General features: G+C 70.4%; 14 protein-coding genes and 1 pseudogene. 7 read left to right on the top strand and 8 right to left on the bottom strand.

From position 1 onward, the window contains the following. The first annotated feature begins 95 nt into the window (after positions 1–95). The 4 genes from ACLJQM_RS11340 (at position 96) to ACLJQM_RS11325 (ending at position 4,707) form a co-directional block, all read left to right on the top strand. Positions 96–809, top strand: coding sequence for a hypothetical protein (locus ACLJQM_RS11340; protein ID WP_410631121.1), 714 nt, complete (start codon positions 96–98; stop codon positions 807–809). A 94-nt stretch (positions 810–903) separates the two neighbouring features. Beyond that, positions 904–1,905 (top strand): acyl-CoA dehydrogenase, encoded by a 1,002-nt coding sequence (locus tag ACLJQM_RS11335; RefSeq protein ID WP_410631120.1) that lies wholly within the window; start codon positions 904–906, stop codon positions 1,903–1,905. Between the two features lie 1,225 nt (positions 1,906–3,130). After that, a complete protein-coding gene (locus ACLJQM_RS11330; RefSeq protein WP_410631119.1) occupies positions 3,131–3,754 on the top strand; it encodes an alpha/beta hydrolase in 624 nt (207 codons plus the stop codon). Beyond that, positions 3,739–4,707: an SDR family NAD(P)-dependent oxidoreductase gene (locus ACLJQM_RS11325; RefSeq protein ID WP_410631118.1), complete on the top strand. Its 969-nt coding sequence runs from the start codon at positions 3,739–3,741 to the stop codon at positions 4,705–4,707. The genes ACLJQM_RS11330 and ACLJQM_RS11325 overlap by 16 nt, the downstream gene beginning before the upstream one ends. A gap of 171 nt (positions 4,708–4,878) precedes the next feature. Here ACLJQM_RS11325 and ACLJQM_RS11320 read toward each other — a convergent pair whose 3' ends face one another. Further along, entirely contained in the window at positions 4,879–8,916 is a 4,038-nt protein-coding gene (locus ACLJQM_RS11320; protein ID WP_410631117.1) for a CshA/CshB family fibrillar adhesin-related protein, read from the bottom strand. A gap of 79 nt (positions 8,917–8,995) precedes the next feature. After that, positions 8,996–9,409 (bottom strand): SDR family oxidoreductase, encoded by a 414-nt coding sequence (locus ACLJQM_RS11315; protein WP_410631371.1) that lies wholly within the window; start codon positions 9,407–9,409, stop codon positions 8,996–8,998. Between the two features lie 142 nt (positions 9,410–9,551). Here ACLJQM_RS11315 and ACLJQM_RS11310 point away from each other — a divergent pair, with 142 nt between their 5' ends. Then, positions 9,552–9,731, top strand: a complete 180-nt coding sequence (locus ACLJQM_RS11310) for a hypothetical protein (RefSeq protein ID WP_410631381.1) — start codon at positions 9,552–9,554, stop codon at positions 9,729–9,731. Here the strand turns inward: ACLJQM_RS11310 and ACLJQM_RS11305 are convergent. From ACLJQM_RS11305 to ACLJQM_RS11285, 5 genes are all read right to left on the bottom strand, one after another. After that, positions 9,694–10,152 carry an aldehyde dehydrogenase family protein gene (locus ACLJQM_RS11305; RefSeq protein WP_410631116.1) on the bottom strand — a complete coding sequence of 153 codons (459 nt, stop codon included), beginning with the start codon at positions 10,150–10,152 and terminating at the stop codon, positions 9,694–9,696. The two genes, ACLJQM_RS11310 and ACLJQM_RS11305, sit on opposite strands and share 38 nt — an antisense overlap. 90 nt (positions 10,153–10,242) lie before the next feature. Continuing rightward, entirely contained in the window at positions 10,243–10,440 is a 198-nt protein-coding gene (locus tag ACLJQM_RS11300; RefSeq protein WP_410631115.1) for a hypothetical protein, read from the bottom strand. Between the two features lie 283 nt (positions 10,441–10,723). Continuing rightward, complete coding sequence (locus ACLJQM_RS11295; protein WP_410631113.1) at positions 10,724–11,482, bottom strand: LytR/AlgR family response regulator transcription factor; 759 nt, start codon at positions 11,480–11,482, stop codon at positions 10,724–10,726. After that, on the bottom strand, positions 11,479–12,624 hold the full coding sequence (locus tag ACLJQM_RS11290) for a sensor histidine kinase (protein WP_410631370.1): 1,146 nt from the start codon (positions 12,622–12,624) through the stop codon (positions 11,479–11,481). The genes ACLJQM_RS11295 and ACLJQM_RS11290 overlap by 4 nt, the downstream gene beginning before the upstream one ends. Further along, positions 12,518–13,807, bottom strand: coding sequence for an RNA polymerase sigma factor (locus ACLJQM_RS11285; RefSeq protein WP_410631369.1), 1,290 nt, complete (start codon positions 13,805–13,807; stop codon positions 12,518–12,520). Before ACLJQM_RS11285 ends, ACLJQM_RS11290 begins: the two co-directional genes overlap by 107 nt. Before the next feature lie 306 nt (positions 13,808–14,113). On the opposite strand from ACLJQM_RS11285, the pseudogene ACLJQM_RS11280 reads away from it, so the two are divergent. Beyond that, positions 14,114–14,621, top strand: a pseudogene (locus tag ACLJQM_RS11280) (SAM-dependent methyltransferase); the annotation flags it as partial. Between the two features lie 267 nt (positions 14,622–14,888). Next, positions 14,889–16,115 carry a cytochrome P450 family protein gene (locus ACLJQM_RS11275; protein WP_410631368.1) on the top strand — a complete coding sequence of 409 codons (1,227 nt, stop codon included), beginning with the start codon at positions 14,889–14,891 and terminating at the stop codon, positions 16,113–16,115. A 167-nt stretch (positions 16,116–16,282) separates the two neighbouring features. Here the strand turns inward: ACLJQM_RS11275 and ACLJQM_RS11270 are convergent, their stop codons facing one another. Continuing rightward, positions 16,283–16,561 (bottom strand): hypothetical protein, encoded by a 279-nt coding sequence (locus ACLJQM_RS11270; protein ID WP_410631112.1) that lies wholly within the window; start codon positions 16,559–16,561, stop codon positions 16,283–16,285. Between the last annotated feature and the right edge of the window lie 628 nt (positions 16,562–17,189).

Below are 17,189 nucleotides of genomic sequence, written 5' to 3'. Positions count from 1 at the left end.
AGCCTACCGTGGTTCAAACACTGTTTGACTCCGGTGCACGCCACGCTAGGCTTCGGTCTCGACTGATTCAAACACTGTTCAAACTGGGGCTTGTCATGGACGCGATCATCTTCAACCTCACCACGGCGCTGCTGCTCATCCTGATCGCTGCGGCAGGCCTGGCGCTGGTCAACCGGGACACCATCCCGCGCCGCCGGCTGCCCTGGCTCGCGATCAGCCTGACCGCGCTGGCCGTGGCCGGTGTCGTGCTCCAGCTGTGCTGGCCCGGCGCGATGGACGCCCTCGACAGCGACCCGGCGAGGCCGGGGTGGTGGCGGGTGCTGACCTCGGTGTTCATGCAGAACGGCGGAGTGGGCGGGGCCGCGTGGAACATCGCGACCCTCGCTCTCATCGCCGCGCTCGCCGAATGGTTCTGGGGCCGCCCGCTGACACTCATTCTCTTCCTGGCGGGCATCCTGCTGCCGCAGCACATCGACGCGCTGCTCGGCCTCGCCGCCGGCCCGGTCGACCCCCGCAACTTCGCAGGCAGCTCCGGCGCGACCTACTTCCTCGGCGCGACCCTCGCCGCCCCGCTCCTGGTGCGCACTCGCGTCGCGAAGGAACGGCTGACCGCGGCCGCCGTCGTCGTCCTCGGCCTGGCGCTGTGGTTCCTCCAAGACAATGGCCACGGCCTCGTCTCGGGCTACGGGTTCGCCGTCGGCGCACTCACCTGGGCGGTGGGACGCACGTGGATCGACCCGGAGCGTGACCTCACCCGCCCCGCCCGGCTGAGGATGGGCTCGCTCCCGGGCGTCAGCGGGAAGCTCTGAGACGCGGATCGGCCATCAGCGTCGACGCGCTACGACGACGGCTGAGCCGGCGAATCGCGCATGAGGCGGCGACGCACCGGGTACCCACCACCGCGTGATCACTTGGGAAGAAAGACCCACCCACGGTCTTTTGGAAGACCTGACCCCGAAACCACTGCCGTTGCCGCGATCCACCTCCTCCATCGGCGCCGACCTCCGCACGCTGCAGGCAGCCGGCGCGCTCGAACTGCCGCAGCCCGGAACCGGGGGGCTCGCCGGCCGGTGGGCCGCGCTGGCCGCGCTCGGGCGGATCGACCTGACGCTGGCACGGCTGGCCGAGGGCCACGCCGACGCCGTCACGATCCTCGGCGAAGCCGGCCGGGCGCCAGTGCCCGGCGCGCTCTACGGCGTCTGGGCGGCGAAGTCGGCCGGCACCGGCGCGGTCCTCGAGGACGGCAGGCTCAGCGGCACCGTACGGTTCTGCTCCGGACTGTCGCTGCTGGACCGCGCACTGGTGGCCGCGGGCGACCGGCTCGTCGAGGTCGACCTCACCGATCCCGGCGTGCAGCGACACCCCGACACGTGGCAAGCCGTCGGGATGGACGCATCCGACAGCGGCGACGTCGTCTTCGACGGCATCCTCGTCGCCGCCGACGCCCTCATCGGGCCCCCCGACTGGTACCTCGGACGTCCCGGCTTCGCGCTCGGCAGCGCCGGCGTCGCTGCCGTCTGGCTCGGCGGCGCAGCCGCGATCGCCGACACGATCCTGGCGCACCTGCGTGACACCGGCCGTGCCGACGACCACCAGCTGGCCCACCTCGGCGCGATCCACACCGCGATCCGCTCGGCCGAAGCGCTGCTCCTGCACGCCGCAGGCACGATCGAAACAGCCACCGATCCGTGGCACGTCGCGTTCACCTGCCGAGCCGCGGTGGAGCACGCGGTGCACCAGGTCCTCGACCACGCACCCCGGCTGACCGGGGCCGGCCCGCTGTGCCGCGATCGCCGGTTCGCCCAGCGGATAGCCGACCTCGAGGTCTACGTCCGCCAGCACCACGCCGAACGCGACCTCGCCGCGCTGGGCAGGCAAGTCCTTGGCGCTGAAGAGAGCGCATAACGGCCACCGAGCCCAGCTTCGGTTCGTGCGAGGCCGAGGCAACGTCGGGGCGCGGAGTGCGGGCTCGTCGTCAACGGTTGCGGGATGCCTCCGATGCGCTCCGCCCGTGTCCACCGTCCGCACCCGCGCGCTGGTACAGGCAACCGGGTGCCTGACGGTACGACGACCGCACACCAAGTCGATCTCCACCGTCGCATCGGCGCACACTTCGGGCGATCGGCGACGAACATGGCTGCCGTAAGTGCCGATGTCGCCAGGAGATCCCTTGAATTTCTCTCCTTCCCTTCGTCGCGCGTAACGGAATCCTCTTGATGCGCCGAGGATGGGCCCTGACCGAGGCTCGCCCAAAGCAGCACAGTTCACGTCGAACCCGATGCGATCGCGAATGTGCGTCCGCTGACGCCCCGCGCCGGGGCGCTGACTGCCGCTGGCGCTATGCCTCGCGGCCGGGCTCGTCCAGCTGCAGCTCGTCGGCCGGCGAACTGGAGACGCTTCGGGTCGCGCCGTTCCCGTCACGCCCCTGACAGATCTTGATCACTCGGCGGTTGCCGGCCCGAAACGTGGCTCGCGTCTCCGCCGCCCTCAGTGACCACCCGATCGGTGATTCGCCGACATCACCGCTTCGCTCTCGCCGGAGCGGTGGGGCACCGGCTCTTCGGAGGGAACAGCGGAGCACGTCCGGGCATTCGCGTTGACGACGTGCGGGTGGGCGGCGCCGGCTGAACAACGGACACCCGCGAAGGGAGGTCGCGGCGAGCTCTAGTCTGGACCGGCCGCGCACCTGGGCCACCAGCGCGGGCCGAAGCCCCGGCCTCGTGACCCGAACACAGGGCCCCCAGGCCTCGACGCGAGTGAAGGCCCACCATCGCCGGAAAGGTTGAATCGATGTTGCATCGTCTGACCGGGTGATCACTCCTGGCCAAGGCCTTCGCAGTCCTCGCGAATCCATCGAACGCATCGGTTTGCCATCGCTTCAACGGGGTAACTGGAGAAACCAGCTCGTCCGATCGGACATCAGTCCGATCGTGCCGAGCCGACATCAGTTCTCGCCGCGTGCCTGAGCCACTTCAGGTGCGTCGGCCGCGATGCGTGCGGGCGCGGAGCCCACGACTCCGCGCCCGCACGGCGGCCGACCGTTCTCCACCCGACCGGCCCCGGAGGTGCTCCGTTGCCCACCACGGCACGGCTGATCCCAAGCCGCGTCCCGCGCTCCGCGGACGGTGCGGTGCTCGTGCTGCACGGCGGTCGCGGTGGCGCCCGGCCGGTCAGCCCTGCTCAGCTGTCGGTGCTGCGCATGATTCCCATCGCCCACCGAGTCGCCCGTGCCGGCCGCGGGCGGCTCGCCGTGTGGCGGCTGCTGAACTCCGCTCGCGGCTGGGAGCGCACGCACACCCCGCTCGACGACGTCCGCTGGGCGCTTACCCAGCTTCGTGCCCAGCTACCACCCCGGACCCCGGTCGGCCTCATCGGCCATTCGCTCGGCGGCCGCGCGGCGATCCTGAGTGCCGGCGAAGACGACGTCCGCAGCGTCGTCGCGTTGGCGCCCTGGGTCCATCCCCAAGATGGCGACGTCGATGCCGCGGGCAACCGGGTTCTGATCGTCCACGGCACTGCGGATCGCGTCGCCCACCCGGACCGGGCCTTCGCCGCTGCCCACCGCCTCACCCGCACCGCGCGCGTCGGCGTCATCCAGGTTCGCGACGGCGACCACGCGATGCTGCGCCGTCACCGGACTTTCGACCACCTGGCCGCCGCCTTCACCGCCGCGACCCTGCTCGACCGGCCCACCGCCGATCCCGGCACTCCCCTCGGCCGGATCCTGGACGGAGAACCATGCGCAGTCGCCTGAACCCGCGTCCACCGCGGGTAGTGCTGATCGTCGGCGCCACCAGCGGGATCGGACTCGCTGCCGCGCTCGCGTTCGCCACCCGCGGCGACAAGCTCGTCCTGGTGTCGCGCAGTCCCGAAGCGCTCAGCGCCGCCGAGACAGCGTGCCGCCGCGCCGGAACCGACGTGATCGACACCCAGGCCGGGGACATCGGGGATCCCGCCGCCGCCGACCGGATAGTGGCCCGGACGCTCGAGCTCCACGGCCGGCTGGACATCGTCGTGCACACCGCCGCGGTGATGGGCTACGGCAGCGCCGAGGAGATGCCGGCGGACGTGTTCACCACTGTCGTCGACACCGCTGTGCACGGCACCCTTCACCTGGCCCGCGCGGTGCTCCCGGTCATGCGCGCCCAGCACGCCGGCACGTTCATCGGCGTCAACTCGCTGCTGGGCTCGGTCACCGTTCCCCGCATGGGCGCCTACGCCGTGTCGAAATGGGGACAGCGCGCTCTGCTGCGCACCCTGCAGCAGGAGACCCGCGACGAGCCCGGGGTGTCGGTCTGCATCGTCAGCCCCGGCAGCATCAACACCCCCATCTACTACCAGGCGGCCAACTACACCGGACACGCCACGCGGCCGCCGCGGCCGGTCCTCGCCCCGGAACGGGTGGCCGCGGCGATCACGCGCCTGGCCGACCGGCCCCGGCGGCACGTGTCCGTGCCGATCGGTCCCGGCAACCCCCTGATCATCACCGGCTTCCGGCTCCTGCCCCGGCTCTACGACCGGCTGGCCGGCCCCCTGCTGCAACTCGCCGTCCTGACCCGCGAGCGGCGGCGGCCGACATCGGGGACGGTGCTCCGGCCTGTCCCGGCCCGCGAACGCGTCCACGGCCGCTGGCCGAACCCGCCCGAAGAACAGGAGACCACGAGGCCCGCCACACCCGCGATCGACTCCCCGGCGGCGAACCCGTGACCGCGCCCGGCCCGGGCCCCACGAGGTGCCCGGCCTGGAGCCCGGCGGTTCGGTCACGCCGGGCGGTACCCCGCCCGGTGGAGCCCGACCCCGAGCACCAGAGCTGACGCGGGCCGAGGCTGTACCCCGACCGCACGGCCGATCGAGCCGGAAACAGCGGTGCCGACCGGCTCACCGGGTCACGTCCCGTCGCCTCGCGGCCGCGCACAGCACCACTCCGGCCAGGAGCAGCACGCTCGCCAGGCCGAGCAGCCTGCGCACGTCCGTGCCGGTGTCGGGCAGCCGGTGCGGGCCGCCGGTCGGTGCCGGTGCGGGGACGACCGGGACGTCGACGGCCGCTTGCCCGGCGGGGACCGGCGATCCGTCGGGCCCGGTGCCGGCCGCGGTGGCGACGTTGCGCACCCGTCCGGCAACCACGTCGGCGGCGGTGACCGGGTGCGCGGGCACCGTGCACGTCATCGCCTGGCCCGGTGCCAGCTCGGTCGCCGGGCAGGTCGCCACACCCGCGGACGGGTCGTCGACCCGGATCTCCCGGACGGTGACCGCACCGGTGTTGCCGACCGTGACCGTCCACTCGATCCGGTCGCCGGCGCCGATGACGCCATCGCCGTTCACGTCGACCGGCCGGGCCGCCTTGGTGATCGCGAGCGCCGCGGCAGCGGTGACCCGCACCGTCGCGTTCGCGGGCTCCGACTCCACCGTGGGCCTGCCCGCCGGCGGGGTTCCCGACGCGACGGCGGTGTTGTCGATCCGTCCGGCGTCCACATCGGACTGCGTGACGCGGTAGGTCGCCGTGCACGTCACGTGCTGCCCCGGCACCAGCGAACCGGCCGGGCACACCGGACCCGGTGTCCCGCCGCTGCCGGTGAAACGGGTTTCGCGGATCGACAGCGCGGTGAGCGTCACGTTACCGGTGTTGGTGACCACGAACGAGTAGGTGACCTCCTGCCCGGCCGCGGAAACCGTACCCGGCGAGGCCGTCTTCGCCAGGGTGAGCGCGGCGTCCGGCGGCGTCGGCACGACGACCGTCGACGGATCCGAGACCGGTGGGTCGCCCTGGGGCGGGGTACCGGTGGCGACGGCCGTGTTGACGACCTTCCCGGCGTCCACATCGGACTGGGTGAGCACGTAAGCGGCGGCGCAGACCGCCTGCTCCCCCGGAGCCAGCGCGGCCACCGTCGCGCCGCCGCCCGGGCAGGACAGCGGGGACAGGCGCCCGGTGCCCGAGAACGCCGTCTCGCGCACCGTGACCGCGGTCAGCGTGCGGTTCCCGGTGTTGGTGACCACGAAGGAATAGGTGACCGTCTGCCCGGCGCGGAAGTGCCCGTCGTCGGCCGGGTCGGCCGACTTGACCAGTGACAGCCCCGGTTCGCCCGGCACGGTCACCTTCGCCCGCGACGGGGCGGAGGTGACCGGTTCGCCTCCGGGACCGGAGCCGATCGCCTCGGCCGTGTTGGTCACCGCTCCGGTGTCGGCGTCCGCCTGGGTCAGGGTGTAGACGGCCGTGCAGGTTTGCGCTTGCCCGGGCGCCAGCGTGCGCGACGGGCATTCGACGACCGGCGCCGGACCGGTGCCGCCGAACGCCGTCTCGCGCACGGACAGCGCGGTGAGGGTGCGGTTTCCCGTGTTGGTCACGGCGAAGCGGTAGGTCACGGTCTCGCCCGCGCCGGCCACGGTGGCTGGTTCGACGGACTTGACCAGGGTGAGCGCCGCCCCGCCGACGGCGGTCACGACTGCCGTCGCCGGCGGCGTCGTCACCGTCGGCAAACCCGGGGGCGGGGTGCCGGCCGCGGTGGCGCTGTTGGTGATGCGGCCGGCGTCGAGGTCGGCCTGGGTCACCGCGTAGTCCGCGGTGCAGGTGACGACCTGGCCGGGCACGAGCACCGCGCTGCCGGGCGGGCAGGTGACCGCGGACAGCCGCCCGCTGCCGCTGAACGCGGTCTCGGTGATCGCCACCCCGGTCAGCGTCACGGTGCCGGTGTTCTCCACGGTGAACGAGTAGCGAACCGGCTCCCCCGCGGATGCCACCGTGGCCGGGTCGGCGGACTTCGCCAGGGTCAGGGCGGCCGAGCGGGTCGCGGTCACCTTCGCCGACGACGGCTCCGACGAGGTCGGCTCCGTCGCGCGGGGTGGCGTCCCGTGCGCGACGGCGGTGTTCTCCACCGCGCCCGCGTCGATGTCGGCTTGCGTGACCGGGTAGGTGGCCCGGCACGTCTGCGCGGCACCGGGGGCCAGCACCGTCCCCGGGCAGGTGACGACGGGTGCGGGGCCGGAACCGGTGAAGCGGGTTTCGTCGACACCGACGTCGCGCAACGTCACGTCGCCGGCGTTGGTGACCAGGAACGTGTAGCCGACGGGCTGGCCGGCGCGGTCGACGGTGGTCGGGTCGGCGGTCTTGACCAGGGTGATCGCCGGGTGCGCGGGCGTCGGGACCGAAACGCTCGAGGGGTTCGACGTGGTCGGGACCGTCGAGCCGGGCTGCTTGCCGTGCGCCGTGGCGGTGTTGTCCAGCCGGCCCGCATCGACGTCGGCCTGGGTCAGCACGTAGGTGGCGGTGCAGGTCGTGCTCGCGCCAGGAGCCAGCGTCGCGACCGGGCACAGCGTGGTGGACAGGACACCACTGCCGGAGAAGGCGGTCTCGTCGATTCCGATCTCGGTCAACGGCACGTTCCCGGTGTTCGCGACCCGGAAGGAGTAGGTGATCGGCCGGCCGGCGGTGTACGCGTCCGGGATGTCGGGAGCGGCCGACTTCTTCAGCGTGAGTGCCGGGGCGGGCTTCTCGGTCGGGGTGCGGGTCGACGCCGGGCCGGACGTCACCCGGGTGGCACCGCCGGGCGGCAGCCCGGAGGCCGTCGCGGTGTTGACCGCCGCCCCGGCGTTCTCGTCGGCGGGGGTGATGACGTACGGGGCCGGCGCGGCGCAGGTCTGCGATTCCCCCGGCGCGAGGCTCGGGCGGGGGCAGGTGACCGGCCCGGCCTTCGCGTCCGTCACGGCGATGTCGTGCAGTTCGAGCGCGCCGGTGTTGGTGACGGTGAAGGTGTACCCGATGGTATCGCCCGCATCGGTGATCCCGTTGCCGTTCACGTCGACCGGTGCGGCGTGCTTGTCCAGCTCCAGCGTCGCGGGTTTCCCTGTGTTCGTGACCGTGCAGGACACGAAGTCGCCGATGCCGACGTGCACCCGGGCCGAGCCACCGGCGTCGCCGGCGGGCAGTTCCCCGTCCGCTTTGCCGTTGCGGGTGCAGGACCACGCTCTGTCGTAATTGGACTCGAGCCCGGAACTCGCGGTCTCGCGCAGGGTGTAGTCACCGCCGCGGGCACCGGCCAGCACGGTGACTTCACCGGTGCTCGCCGAAGTGCCGCCCCCGGTGTCGGCGGAGGCGAGCACGCTGCCACCCGGCGCCGCGACCGAGACGGCGAACGAGTCGCCGGAGAAGCCCCGGACGACCTCCTTGGTCAGCTGGAGGCTGGAAACCAGCACGCCGAACCCGACCGCCTGGCGCCCGCCACCCACCATGCGCTGGCTGAACGACGTGGGGTCTTCGGCGGAGATGATCGCGGTACCGGTCTTGTTGGCACCCGTGCGCCCGGTGCACCGCACCGTCCGCGTGCCGATGCCGCTGTACCCGCCGCCGCAGGCGTTCCCGATCCCCGGATCGGACCCGGTGGCGGTCAGCGATTCGAGCGGCGAGGACGAGGTCCACTCGATCGACTCGCCGGCGTCGGTCGACTCCGCGTCGGCGCCGACCAGCGCGTAGCCCTGCACCACCGCCCCGGTGCTGTCGGTGGCCACGATGTCGGTCAGCGCGGCGACCGTCGTCGTGCCGAAGGCGGTCTGGTACAGCGCGGGCCGCCCCGGCACGCCCGTGTAGTGCCCGGAGTTGCCCAGGTACGCCGCGGAATAGGTCGGCAGCCGGTTCGCGGCGACGGGGCCGCCGGAAACCTTGAGCGTGACCGCGAGCCGGTAACCGCCGGGCAGCGCGAAGGTCAGCCGCTGGCCCGCCGCGGAGGTCGCCTCCGCGGCGTCGTACCCGGACAGGTCGAACCAGCACAGCGTCCGCGCGTAGGTGCCGGTTCCCGCCGACGCGAACCCGCAGTCGTCGGTCGCGGCGGTGGCGCGCGCCACCGGCCCGAACGCGGACACGCACCACGCGAGCAGTGTCGCCACCACCAGGAGCGCCGGCACCTTCCGCCGCGACCCGCCGCCCATCGACCGACACCTCCGCCTCGCTGCTGCTCCGGTCATCGTGCGTGACCGGCCGGAAAACAGCTGGCAGAAAGATGATCATTCAATCGATCGTGGTCACCCGGGCGTCGTCGTCGCGGTGCACGGGACGGGGCGCGGAACTCCGGAGCCTCCACTTCGGACGGTTCACACCACGCGTCGGCGCGGTGCTTCCGGAGCAGGCCGAGCCGGGTGACTTCGGCGTCGGCCGGGGTGGCCGGGGGAAGGAGAACGCGACCCGGCGCTGGTAGTCCCGGTAGCCCGCGCGGTCCTGCATCCGCCGTTCGGTGCACACGCGCCTCAGCGGTACGTGCGCCGCGCTGAGCGCATACGCCGCTTCGAGGGAGACGCCTTCGCGTTCGGCGAGGTGAGCCATGCTGCCGGCGACGAGCGCGGTCCGGACGAATCCCGGGTGCACCGCGTTCACCCGCACGCCTTTCGGCCCGTAGTCACGGGCGAGCCAGCGCGTGAGCCCGATGTCCGCGGGAGCCGCGGTGTCGAGGCGAACAGGACCAGCGAACCTTCACCCTCCGCCAGATGCGGGAGCACCTCGGCGGCCAGGTAGAACGCCCCGTGCAGGTTGACGTCGAGCGCGCGGTGGTAGGCGTCGAATGTTTCGGGTGCGCTCCCCCGCCGATCGCAGCGCCCTGCGTCGCGATCACCGTGTCGAGACCGCCCGGGTCGTCGACGAGCCGCGTCTCGTCGATGTCGGTGCGGACGAGCTTGGCGCCGTCCACGGCGAGGCGCTCGCGGCACCGGTGATCAACGCGAGTTCCGGCTTGGCGCGCCGCGGTGGGTAGCCCATGGGTACTCCCGGTCAGTCGATGGGCCGGACGCCGCCCGGCCCGAAGAGGATCTCCTTGAGCTCGATGAATTCCTGGATGCCTCGGGCCCGCGTTCGCGTCCCCAGCCGGAATCCTCGCGGCCGCCGAAGGGCGCGGTGAGGGCCGGGCCGAAGACTCCTTCGCGAGCCAGCTCGGAGGCACGGGCGACGTCGGTGAGCAGTGCCGGCTCGAGGAAGAACCCCCGCCGGTCGAGCCGCCGTCCACCGGTGACGACCCGCGCGTCCGCGCGGTCCGGGCCACCGCGGCCGGCGCCGCACACAGCGCCTCGTTGCTCGAGTCTTTCCAGCCCGGCCGCAACCCAGGGTGAGAACCCAGCGACCCGGCCGGTCAGGACCGACAGTCCCGCCCGGTCGGCCAGCAGCTGGGCGGTTCGCATGGCGGGGATGTGCTGGAAGGTCAGCAGATGCACCGCCAGCGCAATCGCGTTCGACCCGTAGCACGCGGGGGCGATCCCGTAGCCGCGCTCTCAGCAAGAGCCGGGCGGTGGATCTTCGCCCGCCGCCGACTGCTTCTTTTCCACGGCTGGTTCATCAGTGCTCACCTTGGGACGCGCACCGTACTCGAACAAGAATGGTCCGAACTTGACCTTCAAGTATCCGTCTGCGGCCCCCTTGATCAGATGGAGAGCCAGCGCGGTGAGGCAGAACGCGGAAAGGACCGCCACGAGTAAAATCACAGCTGTAGAAATGCTTGACACTCCAGTTCCGCCCGGTGCCCGGCGCTGCGCGTCGTTTGGGACGCCACCACCATGCCGGATGGTTGCGGCGTCGCGGCAGCTGTCGGACCTTCCGTTGACAGAGGATCGCCGGCTGCCGGTGAACACCATGCTAGGAACCCGCTGCATCGACGGGGAAGCTCGCCGATTTCCGAACCCGAAAGCACGACGAGCGGTCAACCAGCGGTACGCAGGGACCGACGAGCGGTCGCTGGGCGAGCAGGACCGACGGTCAGTGCTCCGGGTCTTCCGCACGCGCCGCCCGGAACAGCCGCTCTCGTACGCTGCGCGCGTGCCGCCTGCTCACCGGTACTTCGCCAAGCCCGGTGTGTGCCACCAAGCCGCCGATGGGGTCGCTGCGCAATTCGGTGATCGCGTTGACGGCGACGAGGTAGCTGCGGTGGGTGCGCACGAAACCGGCTTCCTCCCAGTGCTCGGCCAGCTTGGAGATGGACATCCTCACCGGGTGGATCCCGGAGAAGGTATGCACGTTGACCGTGTCCCGGCTGGCCTCGACGAATACGACCTCGCGGCGCTTGATGTACCTGGTGCGCCCCCGCGACTCCACCGGGAGTGCCGTCAAGGACTCCGGAACGGGTGCGAGTGCACGGTCGGTCGACGGCAGCATCTTGATCACTCGCCGCAGGGCGGCGGACACCCGATCGGCACTCACTGGTTTACGCAGATAGTCGATCGCACCGAGCTCGAAGGCGTCGGCGGCGTGTTCGTCATAGGCGGTGACGAACACGATCACCGGTGGGTCGGTCAGCTTCATCAGGAGGCCACCCAAGTCGATGCCGCTCATCCCGGGCATCGCTATGTCGACGAAGACCGCGTCGAAGCGGGTAGCTCGGATCATGTTCAGCGCGCTGAGCGGATCCTCGGCAGCGCTGACGTGGGACACTTCGGGGCTTTCGCGTAGCAGCCGGCAGATTCCATCGAGCGCGGTGGGCATGTCGTCGACCGCGAGGACCCGCAATCCGCGGCTCACTCCGGCTCCTCCGGGTTCGGTCGCGCCGCCGGTATGGACTTCGGCAGTCGCAGGGTGACTTTTGTTCCTGCCCCCAGTGCAGTCTCTACCATGAGGGCATAGTCGCTGCCGAAAATTTGCCGCATTCGCGTGCTGATATTGCCGAGGCCGATGTGTGAGCCGGCGCTGTGACCGTCGCTGAGATCCTTGAGTCGCTCAGGGTCCATGCCGACACCATCGTCCTCCACAGTGATGATTGCTTCGTCGCCGGAATCCTCGGCGATGACGGTGACGGTGCCGCCACGCGGCTTGCCGGACACTCCATGCTTGACCGCGTTCTCCACTATCGGCTGCAGAACGAGGGCCGGCAGCGCCACCCTGAGCACCTCGGGGGCGATCTTCATCCGGACGCCCAGCCGCCCGGCGTAAAGCGCCGACTCGATCGTCAGGTACCGGTCGATGTTGCGCAGTTCCTCGGCCAGCGAGGTGAACATGCCGGAAGCACGGAAAGAGTACCTGATGAAGTCAGCAAAATCCTGCAACAGATCTCGGGCCTCCTCCGGGTCCGTGCGGATCAGCGTTGATATAGTATTGAGGGCGTTATAGAAAAAATGCGGCGAAATCCGCGCGCGAAGAGCCTCGGTTTCCGCCCTCTGCAGTGCGTGTTTCGACTCATCGAGGCGAGCTAATTCGAACTGGATGCAGACCAACCGCGCCAAGGCGTCGACCATCGTGCTCGGCTGGCGCCTTCTGCTTTTGGCGACCACGATGAGCACCGCTTCGGTCTCGCCATCGACGATCAGCGGGACGATCATCGCGACACCCAGTTCGCACGAGCGGCAAGACGAGCTCGACAGGTCGTGGTGTGCCACGGTGGCCCGTAGTTGACCGCGGCGGACGGAGTTGATGTGGTCGGCGAGGTCGATGTAGTGGTGAGATGCTCGGCCCGACCAGCTCAGGAGGCTGCCCTCGGCGTCGGCGATGCCGACCGCGACACAAGCCAGCAGCTCATGAAGTTGCCCGACGAGGCGTTGAGCTGCATCTTGCGAAAGATGTTCACGGAATACCGGCGTGGTTCGCAACAGCTGGTAGACGGCGTCTGAAATCTCTCCAGACGCACTCTTGCTGCGGAAGTAGAACCAGATCGCGGCGGCAGTGGACACCGCGGCGAGCACAGCAAGTGCGACGACGAGCACGACACCTCCCCGCGCCAAGGATGGATTCGAACCGGCTCCGGCGCAAGCCGCAGCGCGGCGCACGACAGTGATCGCACCGCTTCGTCCAGTCGCCGCCGCCGGAGAACGACAGGACGAGCGGGCGCCACCCGCAAAGGGCGCCCAGCCGGCGATGCGGATCGAGGATCGGGGCGCCGAAGGCAGCCAGCATCGCCGCGGTCCATCGCCCGAACTGCTGCTCGGCGAACCTGCGGTGGATCTGCAGGCAGGCGTCGCTGGTCAGCGCCGGGTACCAGCGGTGCCCGAAATCGATCGTGTCATCGACGGTCAGCACCAGCCCAGGCAGTACCGGGGTCCGCGCTTCCTGCACGGCCGCCTCGACGTCGGTGGCGGCCACCGGGTCGCCGATCCGGTCGTCGGCGGCGATCGTGAAGGCGCTGATCCGGGCCAGGAGCGCAGTCGCTCGGTCGTGGAACGGGGCAGGGACCGCCGCGTTGCGGCGGCCGGGTTGGAGACTGATGGGCCATGGGTGCCGATGGAGCCATCGGTCCCTCCTTTCCGACCGGTGAACTGGTCTGACTTCATCGGCAGCGGTGAGCAGGCGGTTGAGGTAGTTCTTCGCCCGCGACAAGGAGATACCGACGGTCGAGGCGGGCAGGCCCATGTACTCGGCGATGTCTTCGACCCGCCAGCCTTTCTCCAGCAGCGTCAGCGGCAAGCCCAGGCGGCGCGGCAGCGCGCCGATCGCCTCGACGAACAGCAGCCGCTCCCCCGGGCCGGGCGGGGTCCACACGCCGATCGGTGCGGCCTTGTCGGCCACACCGGCCGATTCGTCGATCTCGGCGTGCCCGGCCTCTCTGTGCCGGGTCGCGTCTGCGGCCTTGTTGCGGGCGACCCGGTAGAGCCAGGCCGGCTTGTCGCCGTCGATACGGTCCCACCGCTGGTACAACGCCAGCGGAGCTTCGCCGACGACGTTGTCGTGATCCCCATTCGGTGCCGGCCGGCGGACGTAGGAGGTCAAGGCCCTCCGCCTTTGCTCCGTCCACGGTCTGCGGGTCGGAGGTCGAGCCGAATCGGTCACTCCGTGCCCTGACCCACCGCCAGGCAAGGCACACCGCAGAGCGCGAACCACGGCGGGGCGGGCACGCCGCAACGTCAAGGCGGCGGTCATCGCCATCAGCAGCACAGGCGGCCAGTTCGAGGACATCTCGGGGTAGTCCTTTCCAGATTCTGCGGGGACGGGGGTAGCGCGCCCGGGGGAAGCGACGCTCGCACCTGTTACCCGGCTGAAAAGCCAGTTTTTGACGGTGCGCCCCTCGAAAAAAAACGAACTCCCCTGAAAGGGTGGCGGCCGTTGCGCACCGTCAACGATCTATCCATGCTCGATCACCCGTAGTCGACACCTACGATGCCCAAGTGGCGGATGCTTTGGGCGTATTGCCGTTGCTAGCCTGAATTCTTGACGAGGGGAGAAAATGTGTCGAACGAGAACACTACGTCCGATACACCGCCCATTGATCCCGAAGAACCCAGCGTCGCTCGCGCCTACGACTGGTTCCTCGGCGGCTCCACCTGCACTCCTGTCGACCGGGCCTTCGCCGAACGCACCCTCCAGGTCCTGCCACCGGCGAAAATCATGGCTGTCGACAACCGCGAGTTCTTGCGCCGCGTGGTCACCTACCTCGTCGAGCGCGGTGTGAAGCAATTCATCGACATCGGCTCCGGCATCCCCAGCGTCGGCAACGTCCACCAAGTCGTCCGCGACCTCGATCCGGACGTCAAGGTCGTCTACGTCGACACCGACGTCGTCGCCGTCACCCAAAGCCGCCGCCGGCTTGCGCCGCCCCGAAACGATCCTGGAGCACCGCGACGCGCGAGCGCTGCTCGATTTCGACCGGCCGATCACCCTGCTGATGATCGCGAGCCTGCCCTTCATCCCCGACCGCGACGACCCCGCGGCGATCATCACTGCCTACCGCGCTCGGTTGCCCCCAGGCAGCTTTCTCGCGCTGTCACACCTCACCGACGAGCGCGTCCCAGCTGATCCGGGCCCGAGCACGACCTCGTCATCGCCGGACTGGCCCAACTCCCGATCCGACGACGGACCCGGGCACTGCGAGGCGCTTATCGGTGGCCACGGTGTTCGAGAGGGCCGACCGTCATCTGCGTCCTGGACGCGCACTGACCCGCAGCCGGCACTCCGTGTCCGAGCCCGGCCGGGGTCCGCGCGAGAACTGGCAGGGGAAATGAGAATGGAACAGCCGATCACACTCGACGTCAACGCCTCCGACGTGCACGCCGAAGGCGCCCGCCTGCGGGAACGGGGGCCGGTCACCCGGATCGAACTGCCCGGTGGAATTCCGGCCTGGGCCGCTACCGGCAACGATGTCCTGCGTCGGCTGCTGGCCGACCCCCGGGTGTCCAAGGACGCGGTGCAGCATTGGCCCGCGTTCACCAACGGGGACATCGCCGAAGACTGGCCGCTGCGGATCTGGGTGTCGGTCCGGAACATGTTCACCGCCTACGGTGCCGACCACCGGCGGCTGCGTTCCCTGATGGCCGCCGCCTTCACTGCCCGTCGCACCGAGGCGCTGCGCCCGAAAGTCGAAGACATCACCCGGGACCTGCTCGACGCCATCGAGGCGGATTCCGGTGACGCGCCCGTCGACCTGCGGGCGCGGTACGCCTATCCGCTGCCGATCGAGGTCATCTGCCGGCTGTTCGGCGTCCTGGAGGACAAACGGGCCGGGATCCGCGAAGTAGTGGACGGCTTCTTCGACAGCGCGATCACCGCCGAACAGGCGCAGGCGAACGTGGCCGCGGCGTACGCCCTGTTCACCGAACTGATCGCGCAGAAGCGCGCGGCGCCCGCCGACGACCTGACCAGCGCCCTGATCGCCGCGCGCGACGACCGGGACGGCGCGCTGACCGAAACCGAGCTCGTCGACACGATGATGCTGATGATGACCGCCGGCCACGAAACCACGGTGAACCTGCTCGACCACGCCGTCACCGCGCTGCTGACCCACCCCGATCAGCTCGCCCTGGTCCAGTCGGGGCGACGGTCCTGGACCGCCGTAATCGAGGAGACGCTGCGCTGGCAGGCGCCGATCCCGTACACGCCGCTGCGGTACGCGGTCGAGGACATCGAAGTGGACGGCACGGTGATCCGGCGCGGCGACGCGATCCTGGTCGGCTTCGGCGCCGCCGGGCGCGACCCCGCCCAGCACGGCGACACCGCCGACGAGTTCGACATCACCCGCGCGGCCGCACCGCACCTCACCTTCGGCTACGGCGTGCACCACTGCCCGGGCGCGCCGCTGGCCCGGCTCGAAGCCGAAGTGGCGCTCCCGGCGCTGTTCGGCCGCTTCCCGGAGCTGTCCCTAGCCGTGCCGCCGGAGGAATTGACCACCCTGCCCACGTTCCTGTCCAACGGACACACCAGCCTGCCCGTCCACCTCCGGCCCGCGCCTCACTGACGCCGGAACCGTGCATCGTACGCCTGACGATTTTCCGGTCGAAGACGACGAAATTCCGCTGCTGCAGGAGATACCGCCTGTTGTCGCTTCCACTCCGTCCCGTGGTCGCCGCCGCCGGCCGGGCTCGTGCTGGCCGGATCATCCCCGGTCCGGGCCGCGAGGACCGCTCAGGCATCGCCACCCGGGTCGGGGGTGCCCAGATCGTCGGGGTCGTCGAACCAGCTGCCGTTCTCGCCAAGGTAGTGAAAACGAACAGCGACACCGGCCGCGACCTCCACCGTCGCGGAGCGATGTTCGACGCTGGCAAATCTTGACCACTCGGCGGTAGCCCGATGACCCCCATCGATCGTTCTTGACGGTCGCGCCGGCGCGACCACGCCGACACCCGCCCCGCGCGGATCCACCCGAACGAGTAGCGCTGAACGCCCCACCAGGTGGACGTTCATGCAACGACCGTGACCTCGGCTTGCATCCGGCTCGCCGTCAAGCCTTCGGTGTCCACATCCACACACCAGTTGTCCATCGGCGGGAGCTCATCGCCGCTCGGTCGTGGCTTGACGGAGCGGCGGCAACTTCTCATGTCGCTGCCAGGGAAGCAACGGCGGGCTGTGGTGTGGCGGGCGGTGTCGACGGAGATCCACAGTGGACAATCGAAGGTGACCACGAACAGCAAACCCGATCGAGCCAGGAACCTTTGCAGGCGAGGATGATCCGGCCGCGGACGGCCACCTGAGCGGTGTCTGCCGCGCTGGAGCCGACGATGCCTGTGGCTTGACCCGGCTGCGGCGGCTCATCCCCGTCGAGACGGGCTGCGACCACAGTCTCATGAATGCGGAACGGGCCCGGCGCAATGTTGCGCACTGCGCTGATCAGCTCGCGGGTGTGGCGGGCTCGGCGTTGCCGGAGTGATTACGGGGCACCGGACTCAGGACCGTCGATCTGCACGCGCTCAGCACGGGGTCCAACCGCTCAGCGCCACGCGCGGGTGACGAACGCGGGCGCACCTTGCCCGGATGGGAGCGCGAGGCCAGTCTCGCAATTGGCCACCGGGAACGGCAAGCAGGACGGGACGCC

This window comes from Amycolatopsis sp. cmx-4-83, assembly GCF_046548815.1.
Lineage (GTDB): Bacteria > Actinomycetota > Actinomycetes > Mycobacteriales > Pseudonocardiaceae > Amycolatopsis > Amycolatopsis pretoriensis_A.
This window is presented reverse-complemented; position numbering and strand designations above follow the sequence as displayed.

Excerpts from the sequence above, each read along its gene's own strand:
- ACLJQM_RS11275 (WP_410631368.1), top strand. The coding sequence starts at position 14,889 with ATGGAACAGCCGATCACACTCGACGTCAACGCCTCCGACGTGCACGCC.
- ACLJQM_RS11305 (WP_410631116.1), bottom strand. The coding sequence starts at position 10,152 with ATGCGAACCGCCCAGCTGCTGGCCGACCGGGCGGGACTGTCGGTCCTG.
- ACLJQM_RS11340 (WP_410631121.1), top strand. The coding sequence starts at position 96 with ATGGACGCGATCATCTTCAACCTCACCACGGCGCTGCTGCTCATCCTG.
- ACLJQM_RS11320 (WP_410631117.1), bottom strand. The coding sequence starts at position 8,916 with ATGGGCGGCGGGTCGCGGCGGAAGGTGCCGGCGCTCCTGGTGGTGGCG.
- ACLJQM_RS11325 (WP_410631118.1), top strand. The coding sequence starts at position 3,739 with ATGCGCAGTCGCCTGAACCCGCGTCCACCGCGGGTAGTGCTGATCGTC.
- ACLJQM_RS11285 (WP_410631369.1), bottom strand. The coding sequence starts at position 13,807 with ATGACCGCCGCCTTGACGTTGCGGCGTGCCCGCCCCGCCGTGGTTCGC.
- ACLJQM_RS11270 (WP_410631112.1), bottom strand. The coding sequence starts at position 16,561 with ATGAACGTCCACCTGGTGGGGCGTTCAGCGCTACTCGTTCGGGTGGAT.